The sequence below is a fragment of the Chryseobacterium sp. SN22 genome, from assembly GCF_008329705.1.
GTDB lineage: Bacteria > Bacteroidota > Bacteroidia > Flavobacteriales > Weeksellaceae > Chryseobacterium.
Genome location: NZ_VTSX01000006.1, coordinates 40,145 through 64,174, shown reverse-complemented (window position 1 = coordinate 64,174; position 24,030 = coordinate 40,145). Strand labels below are relative to the sequence as shown.

Here is a 24,030-nt window from a genome sequence, read left to right as displayed (position 1 = left end):
ATGTGCAGCAGCTTATTTGTCATTTGATTTAAAATGATAAAAACCTTCAAAAACAGTTTGCATCCAGCGTAATTTTTAATTCCTGCTACTGCCCGGGCTTCGGAAACCTGGATTTCTCCGTCATTATTTGTATCAATATTGAAAATTTTCAACAGTATTATTTAGGCATATCTGAAGCAAGAATAAGGTATTAATACCGTCTGCTTATAAATAAATTATATAAACCAGAAAAAATATTATCATAAAGTCATATCAACTCCTTTTTATATGTTTTTATTCGGATTATCAGTTCCATTGCCTGTATAGGCATAAATTAAGGGTTAGCCACCGGCAATGTAAACCAGAATGTACTTCCCTTGCCCTCTGTGCTCTCTACGCCGATTTCTCCATGATGCCGCGCAACGATTTCCTTACAGATATAAAGACCGATGCCAAAACCTTTTTTATTTTTCATGCCTTCACTTTCCACCCTGTAGAAGCGGTCGAACACAAACGGCTGGTCTTTTACCGGGATTCCCATTCCCTCATCGGTTACGCATACCCGTGCTCTCCCTTCCTTAGTTACACAACTTACATTTATTGTACTGCCTTCAGGTGAATATTTAACGGCGTTGTTGATAAAGTTCACCAGTACCTGTTCGATCTTATCTTTATCGGCCTCTACCGGGGTAAAGTCTACCGGCGCAAAAACAACCTTATGGGAAGTAATGGTCGCCAGGGATTCTTCTTCAGCAATACGCACGAGGCCTGCCATATCGAAAGCAGACCGGTTGAGCTGTATTTTTCCTTCGCCGAGCCGGGCTACATCCAGGAAGCCATTGATCAGTGCTTCCATCCGTTTGATCTGCCGGTTTAATTTAACCGCGGCCTCAGATACCATTTCATCATTGTTTTTCTGCGCTCTTTTCAGAAGAAGATATGTATATCCCCCGATGGCTGTAAGCGGGTTTTTCAATTCATGGCTTACCATACCGATAAAATCGCTGCGCCGCTGTTCATCGAGCTTGCGTTCGGTAATATCAGCCATCGTTCCGGAAAAATGAGAAACCAGAGGATTTTCGGCTCTTGTATAAAGATGGCCGGTAGCGCATACCCAGCGGAGTTTCTTATCGTGATAACCGATGATCGGATATTCCAGCTCATACGGTTCCCCTTTGATAACGGATGTTTCAACAGCATCAATAATCTGCTGCCGATGGGAATCGGCAATCTGGGCAAAAGCAGCATCATACGGCATTTCTTCATCAGGGTAATAGCCGAACAGCTCTTTCAGCCTGGGAGAAGGGAAAAATTTCCGGGTCTCTGCATCCATATGCCAGGTTCCCAGATTAGCGGAAGAAATGGCCATCTGCAGTCTTTCTTCCCGGTCTTTCAGTTGCTCCTGCAAAAGATAGCTTTCCGTAATATCGGAAAAGCTGACGACCGCACCGGTAATTTTTCCCTCCTTGTCTTTAATCGGTGTGGCGTTCATACACAGGTACACCGAACTGCCCTGTCGGTCGCTTACCATAAATACAAAATTTGTTATAGGTGATCCGGTACGAAGCGCAATGGTCACCGGGTGCTCTTCAGCAGGAAGCGGGGAACCGTCAGGCCGGCGGTTTTCCCACGCTGTGGATCCGGTGAAGGAAAACAAGGTTTCTCCCTCAACATTGAAGATTTCAGTACTGCGCTTATTGGTGTAGATGGTATTTCCTTTTTCATCGGTAATGCCGATACCCTCGCCTACAATATCCAGTATCGTCTGCAGCCATTCTTTACTGTCCGCCAGTTCGGTATTGGTTGTTTTCAATTTTTCTTCCGTTTCCGTAAGGTATCGGTTTGCCTGCTCAAGCTTTTCATTGGCAGTGAGCAATTCGATGTTGCGTTTCCGGAGCGACAGTTTGTCGATAACCTGCCGTGCCAGCGTACGGAGTGCTTTCTGCTGGGCTTCATTCAGATAGCCGGGCTTCTGGTCAATTACACACAGCGAACCCAGGGCATAGCCTTTTTCATCTACCAGCGGCATCCCGGCATAAAACCGGATATCCGGATTTCCTGTAACCAGGGGGTTATCCGAAAACCGCGGGTCCTGCATGGCATCTTCTACCTGCATTAAAGTTTCAGGATGCTCAATAGCATGGGAACAGAAGGAATGGCACCGGTCGGTCTGCCGGGCTTCCATCCCATGGTGCGATTTAAACCACTGCCGGTCCTCGTCTACCAGGCTGATCAGTGCAATCGGCGTATTGCAGATGGCTGCTGCCAATTCAGTAAGTTCATCAAAATCCTTCTCTGCTGCAGTATCCAGAATATGATAGGAACGAAGAGCAGCCAGTCTTTTCTGTTCTTCCGAAGGATTTATATCAGACATAATACGGGTATTGAATAATAATTTGCACTTTTGTGGTATGGGCAAAGGTATAAAATATAAAGATCAGTCATTAATAAAGTTTTATGCTTTGGATCATATCGCCTGATATAACAGAGAGTATGCCAATTCTATCCTCGCGAGGATTTTAACATCGTATTAAAGAAGCAAAGGACTGATTGAGAATTGAATTTTATGAAAGGACGCTGCCATGCACTGCACGTGTCGATACGGATGACTGTTCACTTCAATGGTTACCGGGAGCACAAAGCTCACGAAGAAAATAATCTGTATGCTGCCGAACGGTTCACCGAGCCGCTCCACTTATAAAAGATCGCGGAGGCTGGCTTTGACACCATTCAGCTCCGGATCAATGTTGGTTTTATTAATCATAAGCTCAGCATCCTGGTCTGTCATCCCTGTAAGGGATCCCGACGCAGGATCAGAGAATAGCAGGAAAGTTTGGGTTTGGATTGCTGCTGAACCGACAAAGCACATCCCCCACGGATTGTACGGATTTGCACAGATGGTGCGGGGCTTCAAGAGCCTAAGCATGACAGTGCGCATATACAGTTTAGTTTGAATTAAAATAGCTCTGTTCAGCAGCCGGATGGCCGTCTTTCGGGTAAAAAGCAGAAAAGCTGATGGATTGCTGAAATAGGGAATGCCATGCACCGAATTTATTTTACTTTTCGGTCTTCAAGGTTCCTCAGGTAAGGTGAAGCAAATCCTGCAAATGCAGCTATACCGCTGAGAACCCCAACGCCTATGAACAGTCCGCGTAACCCCAGCCATTCTCCCAGAGGGTTGGCCACCATCAGCCCGACCGGTGCTGCCAATGCCATAATCATGTTTAGAAGTGACAATACCCTTCCCTGGATCTGGTTGGGAATAATGGTCTGCAACAACGCTGTTAAAGGAGCGTTGGCGAAAATAAAAGTGAAAGAGCTGATCATCCACCAGAAGGCAGCAGCCCAGAACAGGTGGGCAGGCATCAGGGCAGTAAGGCTGATGGCAATACAGGACAGTCCCAGACCGGCAAGAATCCAGGTCATTTTGCGTTTGGGCGCGATGATTGTCACTAAAATACCTCCGGCTACCATCCCCGCACCGGCAAGCCCTTCCATGATGCCTACCTCTTCCACGCCGCCTTTAAAATGATCTTTTACGAGAAGCGGCACAAAGGTAAAAGTCGGCATAATAATCAGCACAATGCCGCCCAGCATCAGGAACAGCCTTTTCAGTCCGTGGTCTTTCCAGACCAGGGCAATCCCTTCGCCAAGTTCCGAGATGATTTCCCTGAAAAACGGGGCATTGCCTTTCTCTTTCCTGAACTGCGGAACTGTAAAAAAGAACAGCGGTGCAATACCCAGCAGGGCCGTAAAAACATCAATGCTCAAAGCCCACCCCAAAGGCATGGCAGTTACAGCCAGGGCTCCAAGCGGGGCGCCGGCGACCAGCGTCCCTCCCATCAGGATCTGGTTCAGGCCTGCGGCTCTCGGAAGAAAAGATTCCGGAACCAGCATGGCGGTACTGGCCTCAACGGCCGGAGACTGGAAAGCCTGCATGGCACCGCGGATGCCCATCATCAGGTAAATATGCCAAAGCTCAACATCATCCGTCAGGAAAAGTATGACCAGAACGGCCACACAGGCCGCGCTGGTGACATCAGCAAGGATCATGATCGTTTTCCGGCTGTAACGGTCTGCTATGACGCCTGCTACCGGGCTCAGCAATGCCTGCGGCAGAAGGGCAGCCGTCCCGGCCAGCGCGAGTTTACTGACGCTCCCGGTGGTATCCGCAATCCACCATATGAGAACGAATTGAGTGAGCGCAGAACCAATAATGGAAAAGGCCTGCCCTGAGAAAATAAACCAGTAGCGTTTCTGCCAGTTGGCTCCGGGCAATATCGTTTCATTAATCTGTCTTTTTTCAGGCAGCTTATCAGGTTTTGATTTCATAAAATTTACGGTTTGGAACAGGCCGGTTATCGGTCCAGCCACAATTTAAACTGAGGGATCCTGATCCGGCTTACCATAACTTCTGCCTGGCGATTCCTTTTCAGAACGATTTTCAACTTATCATTGAAATATTTGTGGATGCTGTCGATGCTGTTGATATTCAGGATGTACTGCCGGTTCACCCGGAAGAAAAACTGCGGGTCCAGCTGCTCCTCCAGCTCCTCCAGTGTATACGGAACGGCAATGGAAGTCCCGTCCAGCAGGTGGAAATAAACGTTTTTGTGTTCCAGGCAGATGTAATCGATTTCTTCTACCGGGATCACTTTGTAGGTTTCCCGGTAATGCAGGAGGAAGCGGCTTCTGTACGTTTTCTCGCGGGTACGGAACATCTCCATGATGGCACCGATCTCATCCCCGGAAATTTTCGGCTGAAGGCGCTTCACCTTTTCCAGCGCCTCCTGCAACTCATCCTTTTCAACAGGCTTGAGCAAGTAAGCAGCACCATAGACCTTAAATGCCTGTAAAGCATACTCATCATAAGCGGTGGTGAAAATAACGGGCGAAACAATCTTTACCCGGTTAAAAATTTCAAATGACAGCCCATCTGCCAGCCGGATATCCATAAAAATGACATCGGGTGCAGGGTTTGCTTCCAGCCATTCCGTGCTTTCCTGCACGGTGGGCAGTATGCCCAGCAAGCGGGCTGCAGGATCTGTTTTCTCCACCAGGCTTTTCAGCAGCCCCGCGTTATGGGCTTCGTCTTCGATAATCAGGTAATTCATTGTTTTATTTTAAATGTTCAGCAGCGGCAGCACCACTTCAAAAGAAGCACGGGTTTCCGTGATTTCCGGCATTCTGCCTTCCAGCAGCTGGTACCGTTCTTTGATATTCTTCAGTCCCATACCGGTACCTTTATAATCGATATTGATGCGCTGAAGATTATTTTTCACGATAATTTTACCGTTGTTATCACTCATAATCGACAAAAACAGCGGATTTTTCAGGGTAGACATATTATGTTTGATGGCATTTTCCAGCAGCAGCTGCAAAGTAACGGGCGGAATGCCTTTCCTTCTGTCGCTATCCGGCACGTCAACGGTCAGATGGATGGTTTCCCCATGCCGGATTTTAATGAGATGGAAATAGGTTTCCACAAACTTCAGTTCCGCATCCAGGGAGACGATGTCTTTTTTACCGGTGGTGAGGATGTACCGGTACACTTTGGAAAGGCTGGACAAAAATTCCTGCGCCGCGCCTTTATTGATCTCGATGAGCTGGGTCAGGATACTGAAATTATTGAACAGGAAATGAGGATCCAGCTGCAGCTTCAGCACTTCCAGCTCAGCCTGCAGGGCATTTTCCCTGAGCTGATGCGACAGGATTTCCAGCTTATTGGTTTCGGTAACCTCCGATTTCCATTTTTCGAAAAAGAAAAAGGAATTGTAGAAACTGTTGACAAATGCGGCGACCACCAGGTTCACCACCAGATAATTCCGCACGTCTGTTTCCAATTCTCCGTTTCCGTCGGCAGATTCCGGCCACAGCTGCTCATAAAAAACGTTTTCCAGGTACAGCAGCAGAAACATGCAGGCAACAACCACACCGGTAGTCAGGACAAAATGGGCCAGAATATTGTTTCTCAGCCTGTTTTTCCTGTTGACCCATCCGGACAGCACCCGGATGATTCCGAAAATAGCGGCATACATCGCAATGCCTCCGGCGATGGTAATCCAGATTTCCGTCCAGCGTGCCTGGGTATAAAAATCCCACCATCTGCTTTGCGGGTTCAGCAGGTACTGGATGACATGGGCCAGTGCCAGTGAAACCGGTACACCGCTCCACTGAAAAATGGTTTTCCACATCGATCCTGACCGGTTTTTCAAATTTCCGTCCATTTAATTTCCGCCTAACGATTTATATAAAGCAAGATAAGTATTTATTTCTTTCTGGCGGGCCGCTGCATCGGCCAGTTCCGCCTGGAAGGCACTTTGCTGTACCGTTAATACTTCCAGGTAATTCGCTTCGCCGTATTTATACAGCAGCTGTGCATCGGTAATGGCTTTATCCATTGCTTTTTTACGGTTGTTCACTTCATTCAGCTGTTCTTTTACCTGGACGATATTGCTCATGGCGGTACTTACTTCCTCTACTGCCGCCAGTACCGATTTCCGGAACGCCTGTACCGCCGCTTCCCGCTGATGAACGGCCTGTTCGTAACCCGACCGGATGCTTCGCCGGTTGAACAGCGGCTGTGTAAGACCGGCCGCGGCGGTACCGAACAAAGATCCCGGAATGGAAAACCAGTTGGCCAGGCTGGTGGCATTGGATCCGCCCTGTGCGGTGATCTTCAGGCTTGGATAAAATTCGGTCTTGGCGATGCCTACTCTGGCGGAAGCGGCCTGCAGCAGTAATTCCTGCTGTTTTACATCCGGGCGGTTGGCCAGGAGATCAGCCGGAACACCGCTTTCAAGGTCAGCCGTAAACGCATGGCCATCGAAATTCCGGGATCGTTTTACCGCATCGGGATAATTCCCGGCGAGCGTCTGCAAGGCATTTTCCTGGACCGTGATGCTGCTTTTGATCTCGGGGATCAGGGCACGGGTTTCCGCCAGCTGGGCTTCGGCCTGTTTGACGGCCAGCGCCGTTACATCCCCTACCGAATATTGGGTTTTCAGCATGGAAACAGTTTCCTGCATGCTTTTTTCAACCTGCCGGGTGATGTTGAGCTGTTCATCGAGGCTTAACAGGTTATAGTAAGCCTGGGCCGTCTGTGCCACCAGCTGTACGCGCAGTGCCCGCCTGTTCTCAGCCCTGCTGAGGTAATTCGCAAGCGATTCTTCCCGCTGCTTTTTCAGCCTGCCCCAGAAATCGGCCTCCCAGGAGACCACCGGTGCAAAGTTATATTCCCGGAAGATTACGCCGCCACCGAAAGAAGCCTGCATGCTGTTTTTAGACAGCCGCTGGATCCCGGTGTTGACCTGAAGGCTGATATCGGGAAGGTAATTCAGCTTTACACTTTTCAGCTGGGCTTCGGAAGCCAGGATTTCCTCCGAAGCGATCAGCAGATCCGGATTCTTCGCCATCACCTGGTCCAGCAGGGCGATCAGTTCCCGGTCTTTGAAAAAATCCCGGTAAGCCGGGATTTCGGCTGTTTTTACGCGATCCGATCCTGCGTTGAACGATGCCGGAAGATTGAGCTCCGGCCTCTGATAATCACGGGTCACTTTGCAGGACTGCAATACCCCGCAACAGACCATTGTTATTAAACTATATTGAGTGAGTCTTTTCATTTTTCTCATTTTTATGGATTGACAGTTTATCCTGCAGCCACTGGAACACCATGTACAGAATCGGGATAATCATCACCCCCAGGATGACGCCGCTCAACATTCCTCCGGCGGCACTGATGCTGATGGACCTGTTCCCCATCGCCGTTCCTCCTTTCGCAAACATCAGCGGTACCAGGCCGGCTATGAAGGCAAAAGAGGTCATCAGGATCGGCCGCAGACGCATTTTCGCTCCTGCAATACCGGCTTCAAAGACCGACAGGCCTGCTTTGCGTTGCTGGATGGCAAATTCCACGATCAGGATGGCGTTTTTGGCTAAAAGCCCGACGAGCATGATGAGCGCGATCTGGACATAAATATTGTTATCGATACCGGCCAGTCCCGTGGCGATAAAAACCCCGACAATCCCTGTCGGAAGGGACAGCATCACCGCCAGTGGCAGCAGGTAACTTTCATACTGGGCAGAAAGTAAGAAGTACACAAACAGGATGCTGAGGCCGAAGATAAAGAGCATCTGCGAACCGGAATTCCTTTCCTGCAGACTCAGGCCTCCATATTCATAGCTGTAGCCCTTTGGGAGTTCTTTCTTCAGCACATCGTCAATTACACCCATTATTTTGCCGGTGCTGGCACCACCGGCAGCATTCGCATTAATGGAAATACTGTTGTAAAGGTTGTACCGGCTGATGACCTGCGGACCGTAAACCTTTTTAAGGCTGACGAGCGTAGCGATCGGAACCATCTTGTTTTCGCGGTTCCGGATCATCATATTATCCAGCGAAGCTTCGTTTTTCCTGAATTCAGCCTCAGAACGGACGTTGACGCGGTACAATCTTCCGAAACGGATAAAATCCGTGGTCTGGGAACCGGTAAGGTACAGCTGCATCACATCCATAATTTCTTTAGGGGTAAGCCCCAGCTGCTGGGCCTTGTCTTCATCCAGCACCACTTCATACTGGGGATAATCGCTTCTGAAACTGGTGAATGCAGTCCCGATCTCCGGCCTTTTGCTTAAAGCATCAATTACTTTTTTGCTCACTTTCTCGAAATCGGCAATACTTCCCGAAGCCCGGTCCTGAAGCACAAATTCCACCCCGCCGGCGGTGCCGAATCCTTCCACTGCCGGGTTCCTGAAAATCATAAATTCACCTTTGATTTTTCCCTTTACGGCAGACTGTATTTTTTCCATCACTTTATTCATATCCGATACTTCTCCCCGGTCTTCCGGATTCTTCAGGGTAATGAATCCCATCGCGGAATTGGGTGAAGCCGCGGAGCTGAACAGATTGAAGCCGGAAACGGTGCTGATGCTTTTCACTTCGGGCATGCGGCGGACGATTTCCGTCGCTTTTTCCATTTCCCGGGTGATGTACTGCAGGTTGGCACCGGCCTGAAGGTTAACGACAAAACTCAGGTTATTGTCATCTTCTTCCGGCACGAAGCCTTTCTGTGCACTGTTCATCAGGAAGAAAGCACCGAAAGCAATCAGGGCCAGAGCCCCCAAAGCCAAGATTTTTCTTTTTCCTAAAAACCGGATCGCCCATCCATACTTATCCGTCAGCCGCTCAAAACCGGCATTAAAAGCATGGGCAAACCTTTGGGTAAACTTCTCAGGCTGCCCCTGATGTTCCGCATGCTTGTTCTTCAGCAGCAAAGCGCATAAGGCCGGGCTTAAAGTCAGGGCATTAACGGCGGAAATCACAATGGCAATGGCCAGCGTATAGGAAAACTGCTTGTAGAAAACACCGGCCGGGCCTTCCATAAATCCGACGGGAAGGAAGACGGCGGACATCACGAGGGTGATCGAAACAATCGCCCCGCTGATCCCGCTCATGGCCGAAGCCGTGGCCGTCCCGGCGCTTTCCCCCGTTTCTTCCATTTTGGCGTGGATGGCTTCCACCACCACGATCGCATCATCCACCACAATTCCGATAGCCAGTACCAACGCAAACAATGTCAGCACATTTACCGAAAAACCGATCAGGTACATGAAAAAGAAAGTACCGATGATGGATACGGGAACGGCGATGGCCGGAATAAGGGTCGACCGGAAATCCTGAAGGAAAACCAACACGACAATGAATACCAGGATAAAGGCTTCGACCAGCGTGGATTTCATCTGCGAGATAGAGGCATCCAGGCGGTCTTTTGTATTCTGGATAATCTGGAAGGTGATTCCGTCCGGCACCTGCGACTGGAACTTTGTTAGCGATTCCTGAACTTTAACGGCAATTTCACTGGCATTGGAGCCGCTGGCCTGGATCACGGAAAATACCACCGAAGGTTTCCCGTCGGTAAAGGTATCGCTGGAATAATTGGACAGCCCGAATTCAATCCTGGCCACATCCGTCAGCCGCAAGACGGAGCCGTCTGTTTTGGAACGGAGGATGATTTTCTCAAATTCTTCAGGTTTGTTCAGTTTTCCTTTGTACCGCAGGACGTACTGCAGCTGGGCATCCGATTCTTCTCCCAGGCTTCCCGGTGAAGATTCAAAGCTGTAGTTCTGGATGGCCGTTTCCACATCGGCAGGAACCAGGCCATACCCCGCGAGTTTCGAGGGATTGATCCAGACGCGGACGGAATAGTCTTTGGCCCCGAACAGGCTTACGTTCCCGACTCCGGGAATCCTTTTCAGCTCCGGAACGAGGTTGATGCTGGCATAATTCTGCAGGAAAGCTTCATCATACAGCTCCGGTTTCTCACTGTTGATGTTCACCACCATCAGGTTGCTGGTCTGCTGTTTGGTGGTGGTAAGGCCCAGCCGGATGACTTCCGAGGGCAGCTGGGCATTCACCTGGGCGACGCGGTTCTGGACATTAACGGCCGCCTGGTCGGGATTCACGCCCTGTTTAAAGATTACGGTAACGGAAAAACTGCCGTCGTTGGAGGCGGTGGACGTCATGTACTGCATTTGCTCTACGCCGTTGATGGCCTGTTCCAGCGGCGTCACCACCGAGCGGATCACGCTTTCCGCATTGGCGCCGGGATATACGCCGGAAACAAAAACGGTAGGCGGGGCAATCTCCGGAAACTGCGTCATCGGGATGCGCTGTAAGCCTACAACGCCCAGCAGCACCAGTATAATGGAGATCACCGTAGCCAGTACGGGTCTTTTGATAATTTTATTGAACATATCCGGAAGGTTTTTATTGAACGGCTTTTGGCGTAATGGTCGAATTTTCAGGAATGGAGGCCAGCTCGTTGGCCACGATGCGGTTGCCCGGGGCAAAGCCTGATTTCAGCAGGTAGAAATTTCCCGACCGCGTAAAATCCTGTAGGGCTTTCCGGGTTACTTTGTTCTGACGGTTGACGAGCCCGACAAATATCTTGTCCTGTACTTCATAGGTTGCCAGCAACGGAATCTTATAGACATTTTCCAGCATGGTTTTCAGCACAATCCGTCCGGTATTGCCGGTCCGGAGCAGGCCTTCCGGGTTCGGAAAGGAAGCCCGGAGCGATACGGACCCGGTGTTCTGATCGAACTGCCCGTCCATCATATCGATTTTCCCGGTGTGGCTGTACGGTTTGCCATCGGCAAGCAGTAAAGTGATGTCCTGAAAGCCTTTCAGTTTTTCGATCAGGGTTTTTCCGGGACGGGTGGCGCTGATGTTCAGGATTTCCTTTTCGGAAAGGGAAAAATAGGCATAGATTTCATTCACCTGCGAGAGTGTTGTAAGAGCCTGCGCGTCATTAGGCCCTACCAGTGCGCCGATCCGGTTGGGGATCCGGCCGATGTAACCGCTGACCGGCGCTTTTACGGTAGAGAAACCCAGATTAAGATCAGCCGAGGCAACAAGGGCCTGCTGCTGTCTGACGGCAGCCAGCGCATTGTCATAATTGGTTCTGGCTTTCCGGTACTGGAAATCGGCCACGACTTTATTTTCGGTGAGGACCTTATATTTATCCAGCTCCAGCTTTGCAGCAGCCAGCTGGGATCTGGCCATGCCCAATGCTGCCGACGCCGTATTTTTCTGCTCCCGGTATACATTGGCGTTGATCCTGAATACAGGCTGCCCGGCTTTTACGTAAGCCCCTTCATCCACATAGATTTTGTCGATATACCCGCTGATCTGCGGCCGCAGCTGCACGTTGTCTTTTCCCTGAAGGCCGGCCGGAAAGGTCTGTTCCACCACCGCTTCAGCGGGATGAAGGATCATCACTTCAGCCTGAACAGGTTCTGCCTGATCCATGCTGTCCTGCTCCTTACTTCCTCTACAGCTCATGATGAATACTGTAACGGCTGCCAGGAATCCGGCGTTGAGGGTTTTAAGGTATTTTTCTGGTTTCATTACGCTCTGTCTTACATTTAAGGCAAAGCTACCGCTGCTCCCTGGACGTTTGAACCCTTTAATGACTGAAATGCAGAAAACGGCGGGTAAAATGAGGAAATGAAGTGATAAAGTGTGATTCGAAGAACCGGAAAAAATATAACTGAACCTGCCGGAATCGGATTAACCTCCCGCGGACCTGCACGGATGATGCCTGGCTTCGGTTCCACGCAGCGACCGGATGGCCGTTGTTTTACCTTATCGAATATAAAAATGGGCACAGACCCGTTTGGGAAAAGCTTCCGGGTGCTATTAATAATACACCCGTCCCCTGACGATCTTCACAACGTTTTCGCTTTCCAGTTTTCTCAGGATCCTGATAACGGTTTCAATACGAAGGCCGGTGAGGTGGGAAAGTTCTTTTCTGGTGTACGGAACTTTGTAAGGAATACCGGGTGCGGCATGCTGGTTTTCCTTTAGGTGATCCAGTACCGTCAACAGCTGGTGGGTTGCATCTTCGGAGGTCAGGCTGTTTAAAAAAGTATAGCTGTAATAGGTTCTTTCCGCACAGTTTCTCAGAAAATCCAGCTGGATTTCAAAGTCGGATTCCAGTACTTTTAAAAATTTAGAATATTCCAGTTTCAGGATAACGGAATCCTTCGTTGCCATGGCTGCTACAGGATATCGCCGGTGCTTGCAGAATAAGAATATTTCCCCAAAGGAATCGCCTTCTTTATGAAAACTCTGGATGAATTCTTCATTTTCATTTTTAAAGTTCGTAAGTTTAATATTGCCTTTTTTAATCTGGAAGTAATACTCCGGCGCATCATTTTCCTTAAAAATTATCTCGGACTGCTTTACATGAAGCATTTCCGCTCCAAAAGTAATGAGTAAATCTTCTTTGATGGCCATAGCGCTCATTAAATAATTCCATTTGCTGCCTGCGTAAATACCCAATAATCAAGGCATACACGCAACACCATACAAATATACAATCAAATTTTCCTTTTTATTATGATTTTGGTCAGAGAAAGACAGCTAAGAATTTATCTAAGATAAATAATGGATATTCCGTACTTTACAGAGCACGGATGAGAGGCATGCATTTCGCCGCCTGAACTCCGGAAAGGCCCATCCGGAAAGGTCAACAAATTGAAAGTCACCGTCCCGTTTTTACAGAATATGATCTACATCATATTTATAAGCTGGCGATAGCTGTATCTTTGACGAGCCCAAAAATCCATGCGATATGGCTTTATGATATTTCTTTTCACCTGAAATCTACCGGTAAAGCATCTGAACGGATGCAACACGATGCATTGTGCAGAAGAAATATTCCAAAATTAAAACTTTAAGTATGTGCATCAGCGAAAAACTTTTGCGTTCGGCAGGAGCAGTAGAACAGCATTACCAGAGCGGCGATTATATATTCCGCCAGGATACCTTTCCTCAGTTCTACTTCTATATTATTGAAGGTGAAGTGAAGCTTACCAACTATCCTGAGGACGGAAAGGAATTTATACAGGAGATCATTCATGAAAAATCCGGTATCGGGGAAGCCATGCTTATTTTGGGAAAAACCTACCCGGTAGATGCCGTGGCGCTTTCCAGATGCAGCCTCCTGAAAATGGCCGGTAGCCGGTTTTTCCGGCTGCTCCGGGAAAATCCCCTGGTTTTCAAGGAAATGTATGCCGCACTTGCCGACAGCACTTTTGAAAAGCAGACCTTGATGCATACCATTACCAGCAAAAGCGCTGAAGAACGGCTTACTGAGATCATGGAGCTGATGAAGGAATCCAGGGCCAAAAAAGACAAGTTCTCTCTGGAAATTCCCTATACCAGACAGCAATTGGCTTCCCTTACCGGGCTTTCACTGGAAACCACCATCCGGATCATTAAAAAAATGGAAAAAGAAAATACCATCCGGCTGGAAGGAAGGAAAATTTTATACTGAAAACCCAAATCTTTCACGGAATAAAAAGGAAACAGCCAAATTTTTCCCACTTTCTTTCGGGATGCCAATCCCTTCCGAAGGCCAAATTTCTACATGCCGTCTGCCGTCCCCGCAGGGGATCCGGGCGTAATATCAGCGATAAGCGGAAGATTCGTGTCCGGATTGCTGTTTAATGAAAAGAAATCTCCCACGGATTTTCACCGATGATGCGGGGCTTAGAGACCCTCAGCCTGGCCGTGCGCATAATTTCCAAGGTGTCCAAAAGCTTTTGTGGCTATTGGCTGCCTCGAACCTTCGGTTTGTGGTAAAAAATCCGGTTACTTTCCGGCTGCAGCCCTTTCCACGATCAGCCAGGCGGCATCGAGCATTTTGATGAGCTGGAGGTACGGGATGACGATCCTCCTCTCCTCTTCGCACCCTGCATCTGCCAGCGAAAAATACACTACCGCCGAGAGAAAGTCATCGTATTCCTGCAGGGTGCAGGTTTTGAAAGCACGCCGTAAGACCCGCACCGGATCCCGGTATTCCTCGGCCGAAAGGAAAGTCAGCGGCATTGGAGGATGGGGTTCCGGAGAAACCCGGAACGTTCCTTTCTCTGCTTTTTCCCCGATCAGGCGGGCGGCCCGGACCAGCGACCGCAGCGACTGGTACAGGTGGAAGATTTCGGAAGGGTCTTTACGGATCCGGGTGTTCTGCCGGACCGAGCACTGCATCATGAGGCTGAGGTTCTGTTCTACTTCGGCCAGGTCGTTGAACCGGAAGAAGGTTTCCAGCAGGCCGACCGCCGAATGCTTCCGGGTGCCGGACCAGAAACGGGCTCCGAAATCTCTTTTTCTCTTTTTCATTTTCTGTTTATTTAGGTTACGGGTTGTCCTGGACACCACGGAACTTCTCCGTAGGGCCGGAATGTTATCTGCCTGCCGAGGTCATCATGAGCACGCCGGAGCCGGACGGTCTCAAGGCCAGACCCTGACCGGATGCAAGGCCATGCTTCCGCGCTGCGGCAGGCAAACGGTTCATTTTTTATAAATTCCTTCCGTAACGAAAATAATTTGGAAAATTGAAAGAAAGCCAGTACTTTTAAGGGTGCGTTTAAACGTGCTTCGGCTTTCCTTTGGCTTAAAGGAATTTCGGAGGGCGGCGGTTTTCGGGCGCGGCGGTACCCCGCCTTCCTGCCTTTGCAGGCAGTTTCGGTACCGCACGGTAATCGCTGATGCTGAAGGGCTCCGGTCAGGCCGGCGGGCCGCTCAGCAGCAGGGTGGAAATGTTCTTTTTCATCATTTTTGTCTGAGAATAACTTCCCCCTGAAACCTGCGCTGGAACCACCCTTTTGCCGACGGAAAAGTGATGCCATTTGAAAACCCTTTCACAGGGCTTTCCCGATGGAAATCGTTGTGCCGGCTCGGAATGCGTTTTTGTAACGGGTCTACAGAGGCTGTTATTCATTCGCTGATACAAATATATAAAAATAATTCTATACCCCACTATAGTAAGGTAAAAAAATGGAGAAAATATTTACGTTTGAGACTTATCAATTTGATTTTGCTTTCATTGAACACATCAAATCATTAAGAATATCAAAAGGCTGGTCACAGGAAGCACTTAGTATTGAGATGGGAGTTGCTACAAAATTTGTAGGAAATGTTGAATCCTATAAGCAACATCAAAAGTATTCTACCCGCCACATTTCGTTGCTGGCCAAAGCTTTCGGCTTTAAAAACATTTCCGAACTGATGGATTTCTCTACCCCGGAACATGACCGCATCAAAGTTACTGTGAAGCAGGTTTATAATGAGAGCGGGACGAAGGTGATGGAGAGTGAGGTTGTGGGGATTGAGGGGGTTGAGTGAAAATGGCAGTTAATCGCTATCTAGATATAAACTTTGGAATACTATTTATAAATAAAGAATATTTATCAAAATATATTAAATTTAGTTTTAAAGCTTAAAGGTTTATTATTTCGAAAAAATATTAACATAAAACCGGCAAATTTAAGCATAATTTCCAATCTAACTTTTTTAAAAATTATAGAAATATTTTGACATTATATTAAATCAGACTTTTTCAATGTAAAATTCTTAAATGGCTTCAAATATTCAGGTAGAACAATATTGAGTCGATCTATAATATTAGTGCAGTTTTCATAAGCAATTTCCTTACTGCTATTGAAGAATGTATAAATTAATTGTTTTGAATAATAAGAATAATCTGCATCTAAAATTGGTACGGCAACGATATACCATTTAATGAAAGGATGATTAATGTTCATTTTTTGACCGAAAAAAAGGCGATCATCTTCTTGAAAACTAACGAATGTAATTGGCATAAAACCTTGTAGGGCCTTTGGAAAAGGACTATGTCGATTGCTGATAAAAAACTTACAAGAGTCCCCATTTTCGTCAATAGCTATTGTTACATCAAAATTTTGCTCTATGACATAATTAATCAAATCATCATAGAACGAATGTCGATAATAATTATAACGAAATTGTTTATTAATAAACTTTTCCTTTTTAAGTTCTTCAATACTACATATCTTACCTTCAACTTCCAAAGTTATGTAATTATCTAGATAGATCTGATTTTTATTGTAAAAACCAGATTTCTCAATTTCATTTGAATTAAACTCATCAAAGCGGCCATATCTCTTGAAAAAAGTAAAATTATGGAAAGCATTATGAAGGTATTGATTAAGTGGTTCAAGAGAAAAACTCAGATTTGAGACAAGATCAAACGAAAGTCCCTTTATTTCATTACGGGACACACTAAGATCTGGTAAGAGATCATCCTGAAAGTATAAAATTCCAAAATATATAAAAGAATAATTATTATGATTGGATTTTGCGTATTCCCGATTGATACGTTCAAGATTTAGAGTGAAGATTGCACGGGGGTCTTCTAATGCAATACCATTATGACTTAATAATATATTTTCTCTAATTCGAAATTCTTGGCTATCAAACCTATGATTTTGATTAATCTCGGGAATTTTTAATTTGTCAATAATGAAATTTATATCTATAATCTCATGTAATTCAATATTTTTAACATTGCTCTTTTTCACTTTTTTTGTTCCGTAAACGTTTAATGTGAAACGATTATTATCAAAGCCTAACGCAAAAGAAATATCTCTAAAAGCACCTAGGTTTTCATATTTTGCTTTAACTGCAATAAAAGCAAGCTGACCTTTTAAGTTAGGATTTAATGATCGCTTGGTGATATTTATATTTTGGAGAACAATATTAATCCCCTTTTTGAATTTTATATTAAAAGTCGCTTCAACTTTCTCAACGAAAGCCGAACTAATTTGAATCATTTCATCATTTACCCACGGCTTTTTAACCACATCCTCATGATTCCCTCCGATTATATTTCCCTCAAACAAAATTGGTATTGGTGAACAAACGATAAATTTCTCAAGTTCAGTTTTTATGTCAAAACCTAAAAATTCCTTATTTGTGGTAATTCTTACCGCGATAGAAGTTCCACATTCATTTCTATATCCTTCATCTGGAATATACTTTGAGGGCATTGAAAGTGGATCATGGTGTCTTTTTTGGGATTGTAAAATATAATGCGCATTTCTACCTTCTATACCTAAACGGAAAGAATCAGCACCGGATGAAATATGCTTGGTATTTATTTCAATCCTATCTCCAACCATAAAACAAGAAAGCAGACCAATGCCAAATCTGCTTATTGGAACAAAATCCTTAGCTAAGACTTTATTGATCTTAATTTTATCAAGCTTAAATTTATCTGAATTATAATATGACTCACCTTTTTTAAGTAAATGATTGACAATAATGTCTTCATTCATACCCATGCCGAAATCATCAATCCTTATCCATTGGTAACCCATACTGTCTTCGAAAAAAGATACTTCGATTGGAGAAACTATAAATGAAGAATTAGATTGCATTTCATAAAACTCTCTATGCCTGCTTGTATCAATTGCATTTTGCAGTAGCTCTCTGATAAAAATAAACTCATCATTATATAGCCCATCGCCTGTTAAAAGGTCTAATATTTTATCCTCAGATAAGCTGAAATGATAATCGCCTGATTGATAGTTTTCTGCTGTTATATTCTGAATATCAATCTCTTCAGGCAATGGATGATTAATCCATCTTTGAGAACAGAAGCGCTGTAATTTATGACAAGATGCAAGTTCAGAATTTATTGTTTCAATAAATGATTTAATAGCTAATTCAATGTTAGGATGCGGCGTTGTTGCACTAAAAATAGCTTTTACTTTACTACTATTATTATCCCACTCAAATACAAAACCATTAGAATTGAGATGCTTTTCCCATTCTTTTTTGCTGAATGCATCAAGTTTGTTTTTGGGATTATCCAAGTCTAAAAATTCATATACGCTCTTAGGACTTCTAGTATTATCGAAATCTAAAATATCAGCAAGCCTTAATAATATTGAACAAAAAACAAGATCACAATTTCCCAAGTAATGATTATTGAAATTGGGTAGTTCATTAATAATCTTTTCAACAATAAAATTATGACTTTCACAAAGATGGCCGAGACCTTGTTTTACAGAAGCATTTCCCCATTTTAAAGGTATTTCACTATTAACTTTATTAAGATAAATCCAAACTCGCTCAGCATGCATAGATCTACAATACCATTCAATTAAACTGGCATCAATCTGTTGGTCATTCTGTTGATATTCTAACATCGCTTTTGGATTTTCCCTAAGAAAATCTTGGAACTTAGGTTCGGCAGTAATAATTGCTAATTCATTCTCAGAATATACCATTCCTATATCATGATAGACAGCACTTAGCAACAACATAGCAGACTCAAGTGCTGTTAATTTTGATAAATTCGATCCGAGCAGTTCACCCATAATCTTTACAATATTCCTTTGATGCTGCTCATTATGCAAAGTGTACTTTCTAAATGTTTCTGTATACCGATCCAATAATGGCATTGCATAGTCAATATGATGTTGTACCATTGCTATATCTGTAACTAAAGCTCCGGAATTATTTACGAAATGGTTCCATAATGATAATCCTTCAAACTTATGCGAAATATTGTTTTGAGTTGACATTATTTTCAAAATTGTTATACAAAAATAATTAAATTATAAGTAAAAGACTTTTCTTGGATAAATATTTTAAATATCAGAATCTTCACAATTAATCATTGTAACTCATTACATTTGTATTGATATTAGTAACTATGCATTTATAAATAAATCTCCCATTTATCTTTAGAAGAAATGAGATTTGAAACCATATTTTTAATTTTAAGATAATACAGATTTATTACTTTAATTCTCTTTTTTAATTCCAAGCAAAGATTCTTAGTCAAAAAACTTTACTAGCAAGTTAGAAGTTAATAATATAGATCTTATTGATTATCAGTTTACATATAAAAGATGTAATTATGTCATTTGGCTATTCCATAAGTTTAAAGCATTATGATATTCAGTTAGATTAAATTCTATAAGTTGCCCTAAGTATTCAATAATTTCTTTCTCTACTTTTTCAGCTGCATCAATAGCACCACCAAAATTAGTATCAAATATATTATTAGTCTCCATTTCTCTGTAAAAGTCAATTATTTTTTTAAACATTGTAGCGCATTCTATATTTATGTTCTGCTTTTGGAGCACTGTGCTTTGATTAAGATAGTTTGTAAGATTAAGAAGAGAATTGAAAATTCTTAGGATTGGATGCGGATGCGAGTTTTCATTAAAATAAATTGCTGTGATGTCTGAATAAAAGTTTGCAATATGATTCAGCAAGCAAGAGCCTAATATGATAATTACATTATCTGCGATAGTCTGATTTAAAGATTCTCCGAAACTCTTTTCTAAATATTGAGAGATATGACTTGCCAAAGCAATCGAAGCAAAAGCATCAGCATTTATTTCTAAATAATGTTTTTCTAAACTATAGTCAGACGAATTCTCAACTTTTTCATTTAATTTAAAGTCTTCATTTTTTTTAGTAAACTGAAATAAATGTGCTAGTTCATGATAGTATGTGAAATTTGTTGCAATCTGAAAACCTAAACCTGAAATTTTATTATCTAGCCTATCAGTAATTTCTTTAAATTTATTATCAATGAACTGATCTAACCTTTCATTTACAAGAAAATTATCACTACATTTTTTTATCAAACCAATATTTATAGAGATTGAAAAAACTCCATTCATCAACTTTGCTACTGCATTTGAATTAAAAAAGTTGTTAAAAATTATTATGTTCGGATTAATATCTATTTTTCTGCTTTGAATATCTAAATTGTCCTTACAAAATTCATAATATTGAGAGATTAAACCGTCAAAAGGTGTATCTCTGTAATCATATATCTCATTGGACATTAATATATTATATTTTTTAGTATTATCTATTTCAATATCGTAATTTCTCATTTCAATTTAAATAAATCTTAAGAGTTCTGCTTTATTAGTTTAAAAACATGCTATAAAATCAAATGTAATAATAAGAAATTATGCAGGTTTACGGCAATCCGTATTTATACTGAATTTTTATATCCTATATTATCAACGTCTTTCAATTCAAAAATTCCATTACCCCAAAATTCCCTATCTTAGGGCTTAATTTCCCAACATGAATATTCTCCTGGTAGAAGATGACGAAAGAATCAGCCGGTTTCTGGTGAAGGGGCTGGGCGAAGCGGGGCATCAGGTGAGCCTGGCCGAAAGCGGTGAAGCGGCAAGGGAGATGATCGGGGCCTATGATTTTGAGGTGATCCTGATGGACCTCATGCTTCCCGGCCTGGACGGGATCCAGCTGACGCAGCTGATCCGGTTTAAGGAAATCCACATCCCGATCCTCGTGCTGAGCGCGTTGAACAGCCCGGACGACAAGGTGAAAATGCTGGACCTGGGCGCCGATGATTACCTGACGAAGCCTTTCCATTTTGATGAGCTGCTTTCGCGGATCAATGCGCTGACCCGCCGCAACCGGCTGTCCTATCAGAAAAGCCCGGAACTGCTGCACTGCCGGAACATCACCCTCAATAAAGACCTCCACACCGTGACGCAGGACGACCGGCAGGTGAACCTGTCGCCCACGGAATACAAGCTCCTGCTGTTCCTGCTGGAAAACAAAAACAGAGTGCTGAGCCGTACCCAGATCCTGAACGGCGTCTGGGGCATCAATTTCGACAGCACCACCAACGTAGTGGATGTCTACATCTCCTACCTCCGGAACAAGATCGATGAATCCGGGGAGCAGATCATTTACACGGTAAAAGGGGCCGGCTACCTCATCAAAGACTGACCGCTATGACGCTGAGGAACCGCTTTACCCTGATTTCCAGCCTGTCGTTCGGCATCGTTTCGGTCATTACGTTTGTGGTGATCTTCATCGCCTATTACGACAGCACGAAGCTGGCCTATTTCGACCGGCTGAAAAATACGGCGCTGATCTCTGCCATTTATTACCTGGAGAAAGACGAGCTTCCCAAACCGAGGCATACCCAGATCAAAAAAGAATACAACCACCTCATCCAGAAGAGCCAGGTCGCGGTGTACAACCCGAACAATGTGGTGACCTTCGGCATGAACCTCGATGACCGGAACATCAGACCGCAGGACCTCCAGAAAGCCCGCGCCAACGGAAAGGTCCAGTTTATGGCGGACAACCATTTCTATTACGGGATTTATTACCCGGACAACCAGGGGAATTTCGTGGTCTTCGTGAAGTCGTCCAGCGATTCGTTTTCGTCGCAGGTCATCCGGCTGCTGATCATTATGCTTTCGGTACTGGCGGTCGGGCTGCTGGCGATTTACCTGCTGAGCCGCTACCTTTCCAAGGTCGTCTACAAACCGGTCTCGGAAGTGATCCGGCGCATCAACAGCGTCAGTGAAACCGATATTTCGCAGGCCATCACCTCCACCAACACCCACGATGAAATCGATGAGCTGATCAAATCCTACAACCGCCTTCTCGGAAGAATCGGCGAAAACATGCTGCTGCAGCAGAACTTCATCAATTACGTTTCTCATGAGTTCAAGACGCCGCTGGCCGCCATCTCGGGCAGCCTGGAAGTCTTCGCGCGGAAGGAACGGTCGCCGCAGGAATACAGAGAAGTCGCCGAAGAAGTGCTGGAAAACGTCTACGAAATCGAGAGCATCCTCAACAACCTGCTGCTGATGTCCGGGCTTTCGAAAATCGAAAAACCCCGCCAGCTGTTCCGCATCGATGAAGTGGTCTGGAAAGTCCATGAAAAATTGCAGAATCACCGGAACCGGAATCATGCCGTGATTTCCGTAAAACTTGAAGTGACCAATTTCTCCCTTCTCGAATACCATGGCAACGAAACCCTGCTCTACCTCGCGCTGTACAACATCGTTGAGAATGCGCTGAAATACTCGGACAACAGCCCGGTGACCATCCGTATTTATGAAAAAGAAGGACATCTGGCGATAGATGTTGAAGATTCCGGGGTCGGGATCGCGCCGGAAGATCTATTAAAGATTACGGAGACGTTCTACCGCGGGAAAAACGTGGGTGCAGTGAAAGGAAGCGGTATCGGGCTGTCGCTGTCGGAGAGCATTCTGCGGCATCACGGTATTGAGATGAGCATTGGGTCTGCGTTGGGGAAAGGGACGACGGTGTCGCTGGTTTTTAACGGGGATTTGAATTGAGGTTTTGTCTGAGTTTTTATGCTTTCTGAACCGGTTATTCTTAAACCACCCCGTCAAAAATTCTTTGAATTTTCGCCACCCCTCCGGGGAGGGGAATTTTTGGCGCTTTGATTAACAGTCGGTCATACCACTAACCACAAAAACTCCCAGCACCCCGCATCCAGCATCCAGCCTATCCATCCACCTTCTAACCAAACTCTAATGTTGGATTAACCGAATCTTAATTTAGCTTGACATTCCCTCTAATCTGCCGGAAATAACTTTGCCGCCTAAATAAAAGGCTTTGAAGAAAATTATTTTTACGATACTCTGCATTCCGCTTTTCGCGTACGCTTCCGCACAGGTGAGCGATACGGTTAAAATCAGCAGATCTGAGGCAGAGTCTGCATTCCTTGAGCGAAATATTGACCTTATTGTCCGGAAACTGGAAATTTCCCAGGCAGAAGCCCGGGTGCTGCAGGCGAAATACTGGCCGAATCCTACCTTAACCGTGGATGAGGTGAACCTCTGGCGGACGTATGACATCGAAGCACAGCCGGCGCTTATCGGCAACTGGGGAAAAAGCTCCCAGATTTCGGTGCAAATTGAACAGGTGATCAAAACCGCCGGCAAGCGGAGGAAAAATATCGAGCTTCAGAAAATTGAAGTGGACGGCGAGAAATACGAATGGCAGGAAGTGCTGCGGGAACTGAAAAAGCTGCTCCGCAATACGATGACGGAGATGGCTTACAACCAGGAACTGCAACAGCTATACGCGAGCCAGATCTCTTCTATTACGAAACTGGCGGCCTCCTATAAAAACCAGCTGAATGCCGGGAACATCAGCAAAGCCGAGTACATCCGGCTGAAAGCGCAGGAAGTGGAATTCCGGAAAAAACAGGTCTCCCTCCAACAGGAAGCGGAAGAGCACCAGACGGAACTGAAAGCCCTGCTGATGCTGCCGGCAGACCGTTACGTCATCATCACCGACTCCCTGAAACAGCCTCCGGGAGATTTTTCCGAGCTTGATCTTGACCGATGGATTGCCGAATCCGCAGAAAACAGGCCCGACATCCTGCTTGCCAGAAACCAGGAAAAGCAGGCCCTGAAAAACCTTGAGATCCAAAATGCCCTGAAAACCCCCGACCTTACTTTTTCCGTGGGCTATGACCGCGGCGGAAATATCATGAAGGATTTCATAGGCGTGGGCGTTTCCTTAGATCTGCCCATCTTCGACCGGAACAAAGGCAATATCCAGGATGCCCGGATCGAAGTCGATAAAACAGCCTATGAAACCAGAAAGAATATCGTGAAGTCACAGAACGAAATCAGTTCCGTGTACCAAAACTACCTGAGGACAAAAAAGATCTCCGCCGAACTGGACGATGACTATGAAAGTACGCTGGATTCCCTGTTGGTAAGCCATGAGAAAAATTTCAGGCTGAGGAACATCAGCATGCTGGAATACATGGATTTCCTGGAAACCTTCATCGACAATAAAATCATCATCCTCGATACCAGGAAGGAACTGAACGAATATTTTGAAAACCTGCAGTACGTCGTAGGAAAAGACCTTTAAGA

At 45.2% G+C, this 24,030-nt stretch carries 18 protein-coding genes; 5 read left to right on the top strand and 13 right to left on the bottom strand.

Features of this window, described 5'->3' with window-relative positions; genetic code table 11:
- Positions 1–313: 313 nt before the first annotated feature.
- The 9 genes from FY557_RS05315 to FY557_RS05275 all read right to left on the bottom strand — a co-directional run bounded on the left by FY557_RS05315 (position 314) and on the right by FY557_RS05275 (position 12,778).
- Positions 314–2,353 carry an ATP-binding protein gene (locus FY557_RS05315; RefSeq protein WP_149246254.1) on the bottom strand — a complete coding sequence of 680 codons (2,040 nt, stop codon included), beginning with the start codon at positions 2,351–2,353 and terminating at the stop codon, positions 314–316.
- A gap of 321 nt (positions 2,354–2,674) precedes the next feature.
- Positions 2,675–3,025 carry a hypothetical protein gene (locus FY557_RS05310; protein WP_149246253.1) on the bottom strand — a complete coding sequence of 117 codons (351 nt, stop codon included), beginning with the start codon at positions 3,023–3,025 and terminating at the stop codon, positions 2,675–2,677.
- Between the two features lie 5 nt (positions 3,026–3,030).
- Entirely contained in the window at positions 3,031–4,311 is a 1,281-nt protein-coding gene (locus FY557_RS05305; RefSeq protein WP_149246252.1) for an MFS transporter, read from the bottom strand.
- A 26-nt stretch (positions 4,312–4,337) separates the two neighbouring features.
- Entirely contained in the window at positions 4,338–5,093 is a 756-nt protein-coding gene (locus tag FY557_RS05300; RefSeq protein ID WP_149246251.1) for a LytR/AlgR family response regulator transcription factor, read from the bottom strand.
- A 9-nt stretch (positions 5,094–5,102) separates the two neighbouring features.
- Positions 5,103–6,194 carry a sensor histidine kinase gene (locus FY557_RS05295; RefSeq protein WP_185151658.1) on the bottom strand — a complete coding sequence of 364 codons (1,092 nt, stop codon included), beginning with the start codon at positions 6,192–6,194 and terminating at the stop codon, positions 5,103–5,105.
- Between the two features lie 12 nt (positions 6,195–6,206).
- Positions 6,207–7,601, bottom strand: a complete 1,395-nt coding sequence (locus tag FY557_RS05290) for an efflux transporter outer membrane subunit (RefSeq protein WP_185151657.1) — start codon at positions 7,599–7,601, stop codon at positions 6,207–6,209.
- Positions 7,579–10,731, bottom strand: coding sequence for an efflux RND transporter permease subunit (locus FY557_RS05285; protein ID WP_149246248.1), 3,153 nt, complete (start codon positions 10,729–10,731; stop codon positions 7,579–7,581). The genes FY557_RS05290 and FY557_RS05285 overlap by 23 nt, the downstream gene beginning before the upstream one ends.
- Before the next feature lie 13 nt (positions 10,732–10,744).
- Positions 10,745–11,887 (bottom strand): efflux RND transporter periplasmic adaptor subunit, encoded by a 1,143-nt coding sequence (locus FY557_RS05280; RefSeq protein ID WP_149246247.1) that lies wholly within the window; start codon positions 11,885–11,887, stop codon positions 10,745–10,747.
- Positions 11,888–12,178: 291 nt separating this feature from the next.
- On the bottom strand, positions 12,179–12,778 hold the full coding sequence (locus FY557_RS05275; protein ID WP_185151656.1) for a Crp/Fnr family transcriptional regulator: 600 nt from the start codon (positions 12,776–12,778) through the stop codon (positions 12,179–12,181).
- A gap of 445 nt (positions 12,779–13,223) precedes the next feature.
- On the opposite strand from FY557_RS05275, the gene FY557_RS05270 reads away from it, so the two are divergent.
- On the top strand, positions 13,224–13,820 hold the full coding sequence (locus tag FY557_RS05270) for a Crp/Fnr family transcriptional regulator (protein ID WP_149246245.1): 597 nt from the start codon (positions 13,224–13,226) through the stop codon (positions 13,818–13,820).
- Between the two features lie 317 nt (positions 13,821–14,137).
- On the opposite strand, the gene FY557_RS05265 is transcribed toward FY557_RS05270, so the two are convergent.
- Complete coding sequence (locus FY557_RS05265; protein WP_149246244.1) at positions 14,138–14,701, bottom strand: hypothetical protein; 564 nt, start codon at positions 14,699–14,701, stop codon at positions 14,138–14,140.
- A gap of 349 nt (positions 14,702–15,050) precedes the next feature.
- A complete protein-coding gene (locus tag FY557_RS05260) occupies positions 15,051–15,266 on the bottom strand; it encodes a hypothetical protein (RefSeq protein WP_149246243.1) in 216 nt (71 codons plus the stop codon).
- 56 nt (positions 15,267–15,322) lie between these two features.
- Here FY557_RS05260 and FY557_RS05255 point away from each other — a divergent pair, with 56 nt between their 5' ends.
- Positions 15,323–15,670 (top strand): helix-turn-helix domain-containing protein, encoded by a 348-nt coding sequence (locus FY557_RS05255; protein ID WP_149246242.1) that lies wholly within the window; start codon positions 15,323–15,325, stop codon positions 15,668–15,670.
- A gap of 194 nt (positions 15,671–15,864) precedes the next feature.
- Here FY557_RS05255 and FY557_RS05250 read toward each other — a convergent pair whose 3' ends face one another.
- Complete coding sequence (locus FY557_RS05250) at positions 15,865–18,894, bottom strand: ATP-binding protein (RefSeq protein WP_149246241.1); 3,030 nt, start codon at positions 18,892–18,894, stop codon at positions 15,865–15,867.
- 336 nt (positions 18,895–19,230) lie between these two features.
- Positions 19,231–20,226, bottom strand: a complete 996-nt coding sequence (locus tag FY557_RS05245; protein ID WP_149246240.1) for a hypothetical protein — start codon at positions 20,224–20,226, stop codon at positions 19,231–19,233.
- Positions 20,227–20,425: 199 nt separating this feature from the next.
- On the opposite strand from FY557_RS05245, the gene FY557_RS05240 reads away from it, so the two are divergent.
- From FY557_RS05240 to FY557_RS05230, 3 genes are all read left to right on the top strand, one after another.
- Positions 20,426–21,100 (top strand): response regulator transcription factor, encoded by a 675-nt coding sequence (locus tag FY557_RS05240; protein ID WP_149246239.1) that lies wholly within the window; start codon positions 20,426–20,428, stop codon positions 21,098–21,100.
- 5 nt (positions 21,101–21,105) lie between these two features.
- Complete coding sequence (locus tag FY557_RS05235) at positions 21,106–22,470, top strand: sensor histidine kinase (RefSeq protein ID WP_149246238.1); 1,365 nt, start codon at positions 21,106–21,108, stop codon at positions 22,468–22,470.
- 283 nt (positions 22,471–22,753) lie between these two features.
- The gene (locus FY557_RS05230; protein ID WP_149246237.1) at positions 22,754–24,028 is read left to right on the top strand and encodes a TolC family protein; all 1,275 of its coding nucleotides are present in this window, start codon (positions 22,754–22,756) and stop codon (positions 24,026–24,028) included.
- Positions 24,029–24,030: the final 2 nt, after the last annotated feature.

Coding starts and splice junctions, on each gene's coding strand:
- FY557_RS05315 (WP_149246254.1), bottom strand. CDS start 2,353: ATGTCTGATATAAATCCTTCGGAAGAACAGAAAAGACTGGCTGCTCTT.
- FY557_RS05305 (WP_149246252.1), bottom strand. CDS start 4,311: ATGAAATCAAAACCTGATAAGCTGCCTGAAAAAAGACAGATTAATGAA.
- FY557_RS05300 (WP_149246251.1), bottom strand. CDS start 5,093: ATGAATTACCTGATTATCGAAGACGAAGCCCATAACGCGGGGCTGCTG.
- FY557_RS05290 (WP_185151657.1), bottom strand. CDS start 7,601: ATGAAAAGACTCACTCAATATAGTTTAATAACAATGGTCTGTTGCGGG.
- FY557_RS05285 (WP_149246248.1), bottom strand. CDS start 10,731: ATGTTCAATAAAATTATCAAAAGACCCGTACTGGCTACGGTGATCTCC.
- FY557_RS05280 (WP_149246247.1), bottom strand. CDS start 11,887: ATGAAACCAGAAAAATACCTTAAAACCCTCAACGCCGGATTCCTGGCA.
- FY557_RS05275 (WP_185151656.1), bottom strand. CDS start 12,778: ATGGCCATCAAAGAAGATTTACTCATTACTTTTGGAGCGGAAATGCTT.
- FY557_RS05270 (WP_149246245.1), top strand. CDS start 13,224: ATGTGCATCAGCGAAAAACTTTTGCGTTCGGCAGGAGCAGTAGAACAG.
- FY557_RS05260 (WP_149246243.1), bottom strand. CDS start 15,266: ATGAATAACAGCCTCTGTAGACCCGTTACAAAAACGCATTCCGAGCCG.
- FY557_RS05255 (WP_149246242.1), top strand. CDS start 15,323: ATGGAGAAAATATTTACGTTTGAGACTTATCAATTTGATTTTGCTTTC.
- FY557_RS05250 (WP_149246241.1), bottom strand. CDS start 18,894: ATGTCAACTCAAAACAATATTTCGCATAAGTTTGAAGGATTATCATTA.
- FY557_RS05245 (WP_149246240.1), bottom strand. CDS start 20,226: ATGAGAAATTACGATATTGAAATAGATAATACTAAAAAATATAATATA.
- FY557_RS05240 (WP_149246239.1), top strand. CDS start 20,426: ATGAATATTCTCCTGGTAGAAGATGACGAAAGAATCAGCCGGTTTCTG.
- FY557_RS05235 (WP_149246238.1), top strand. CDS start 21,106: ATGACGCTGAGGAACCGCTTTACCCTGATTTCCAGCCTGTCGTTCGGC.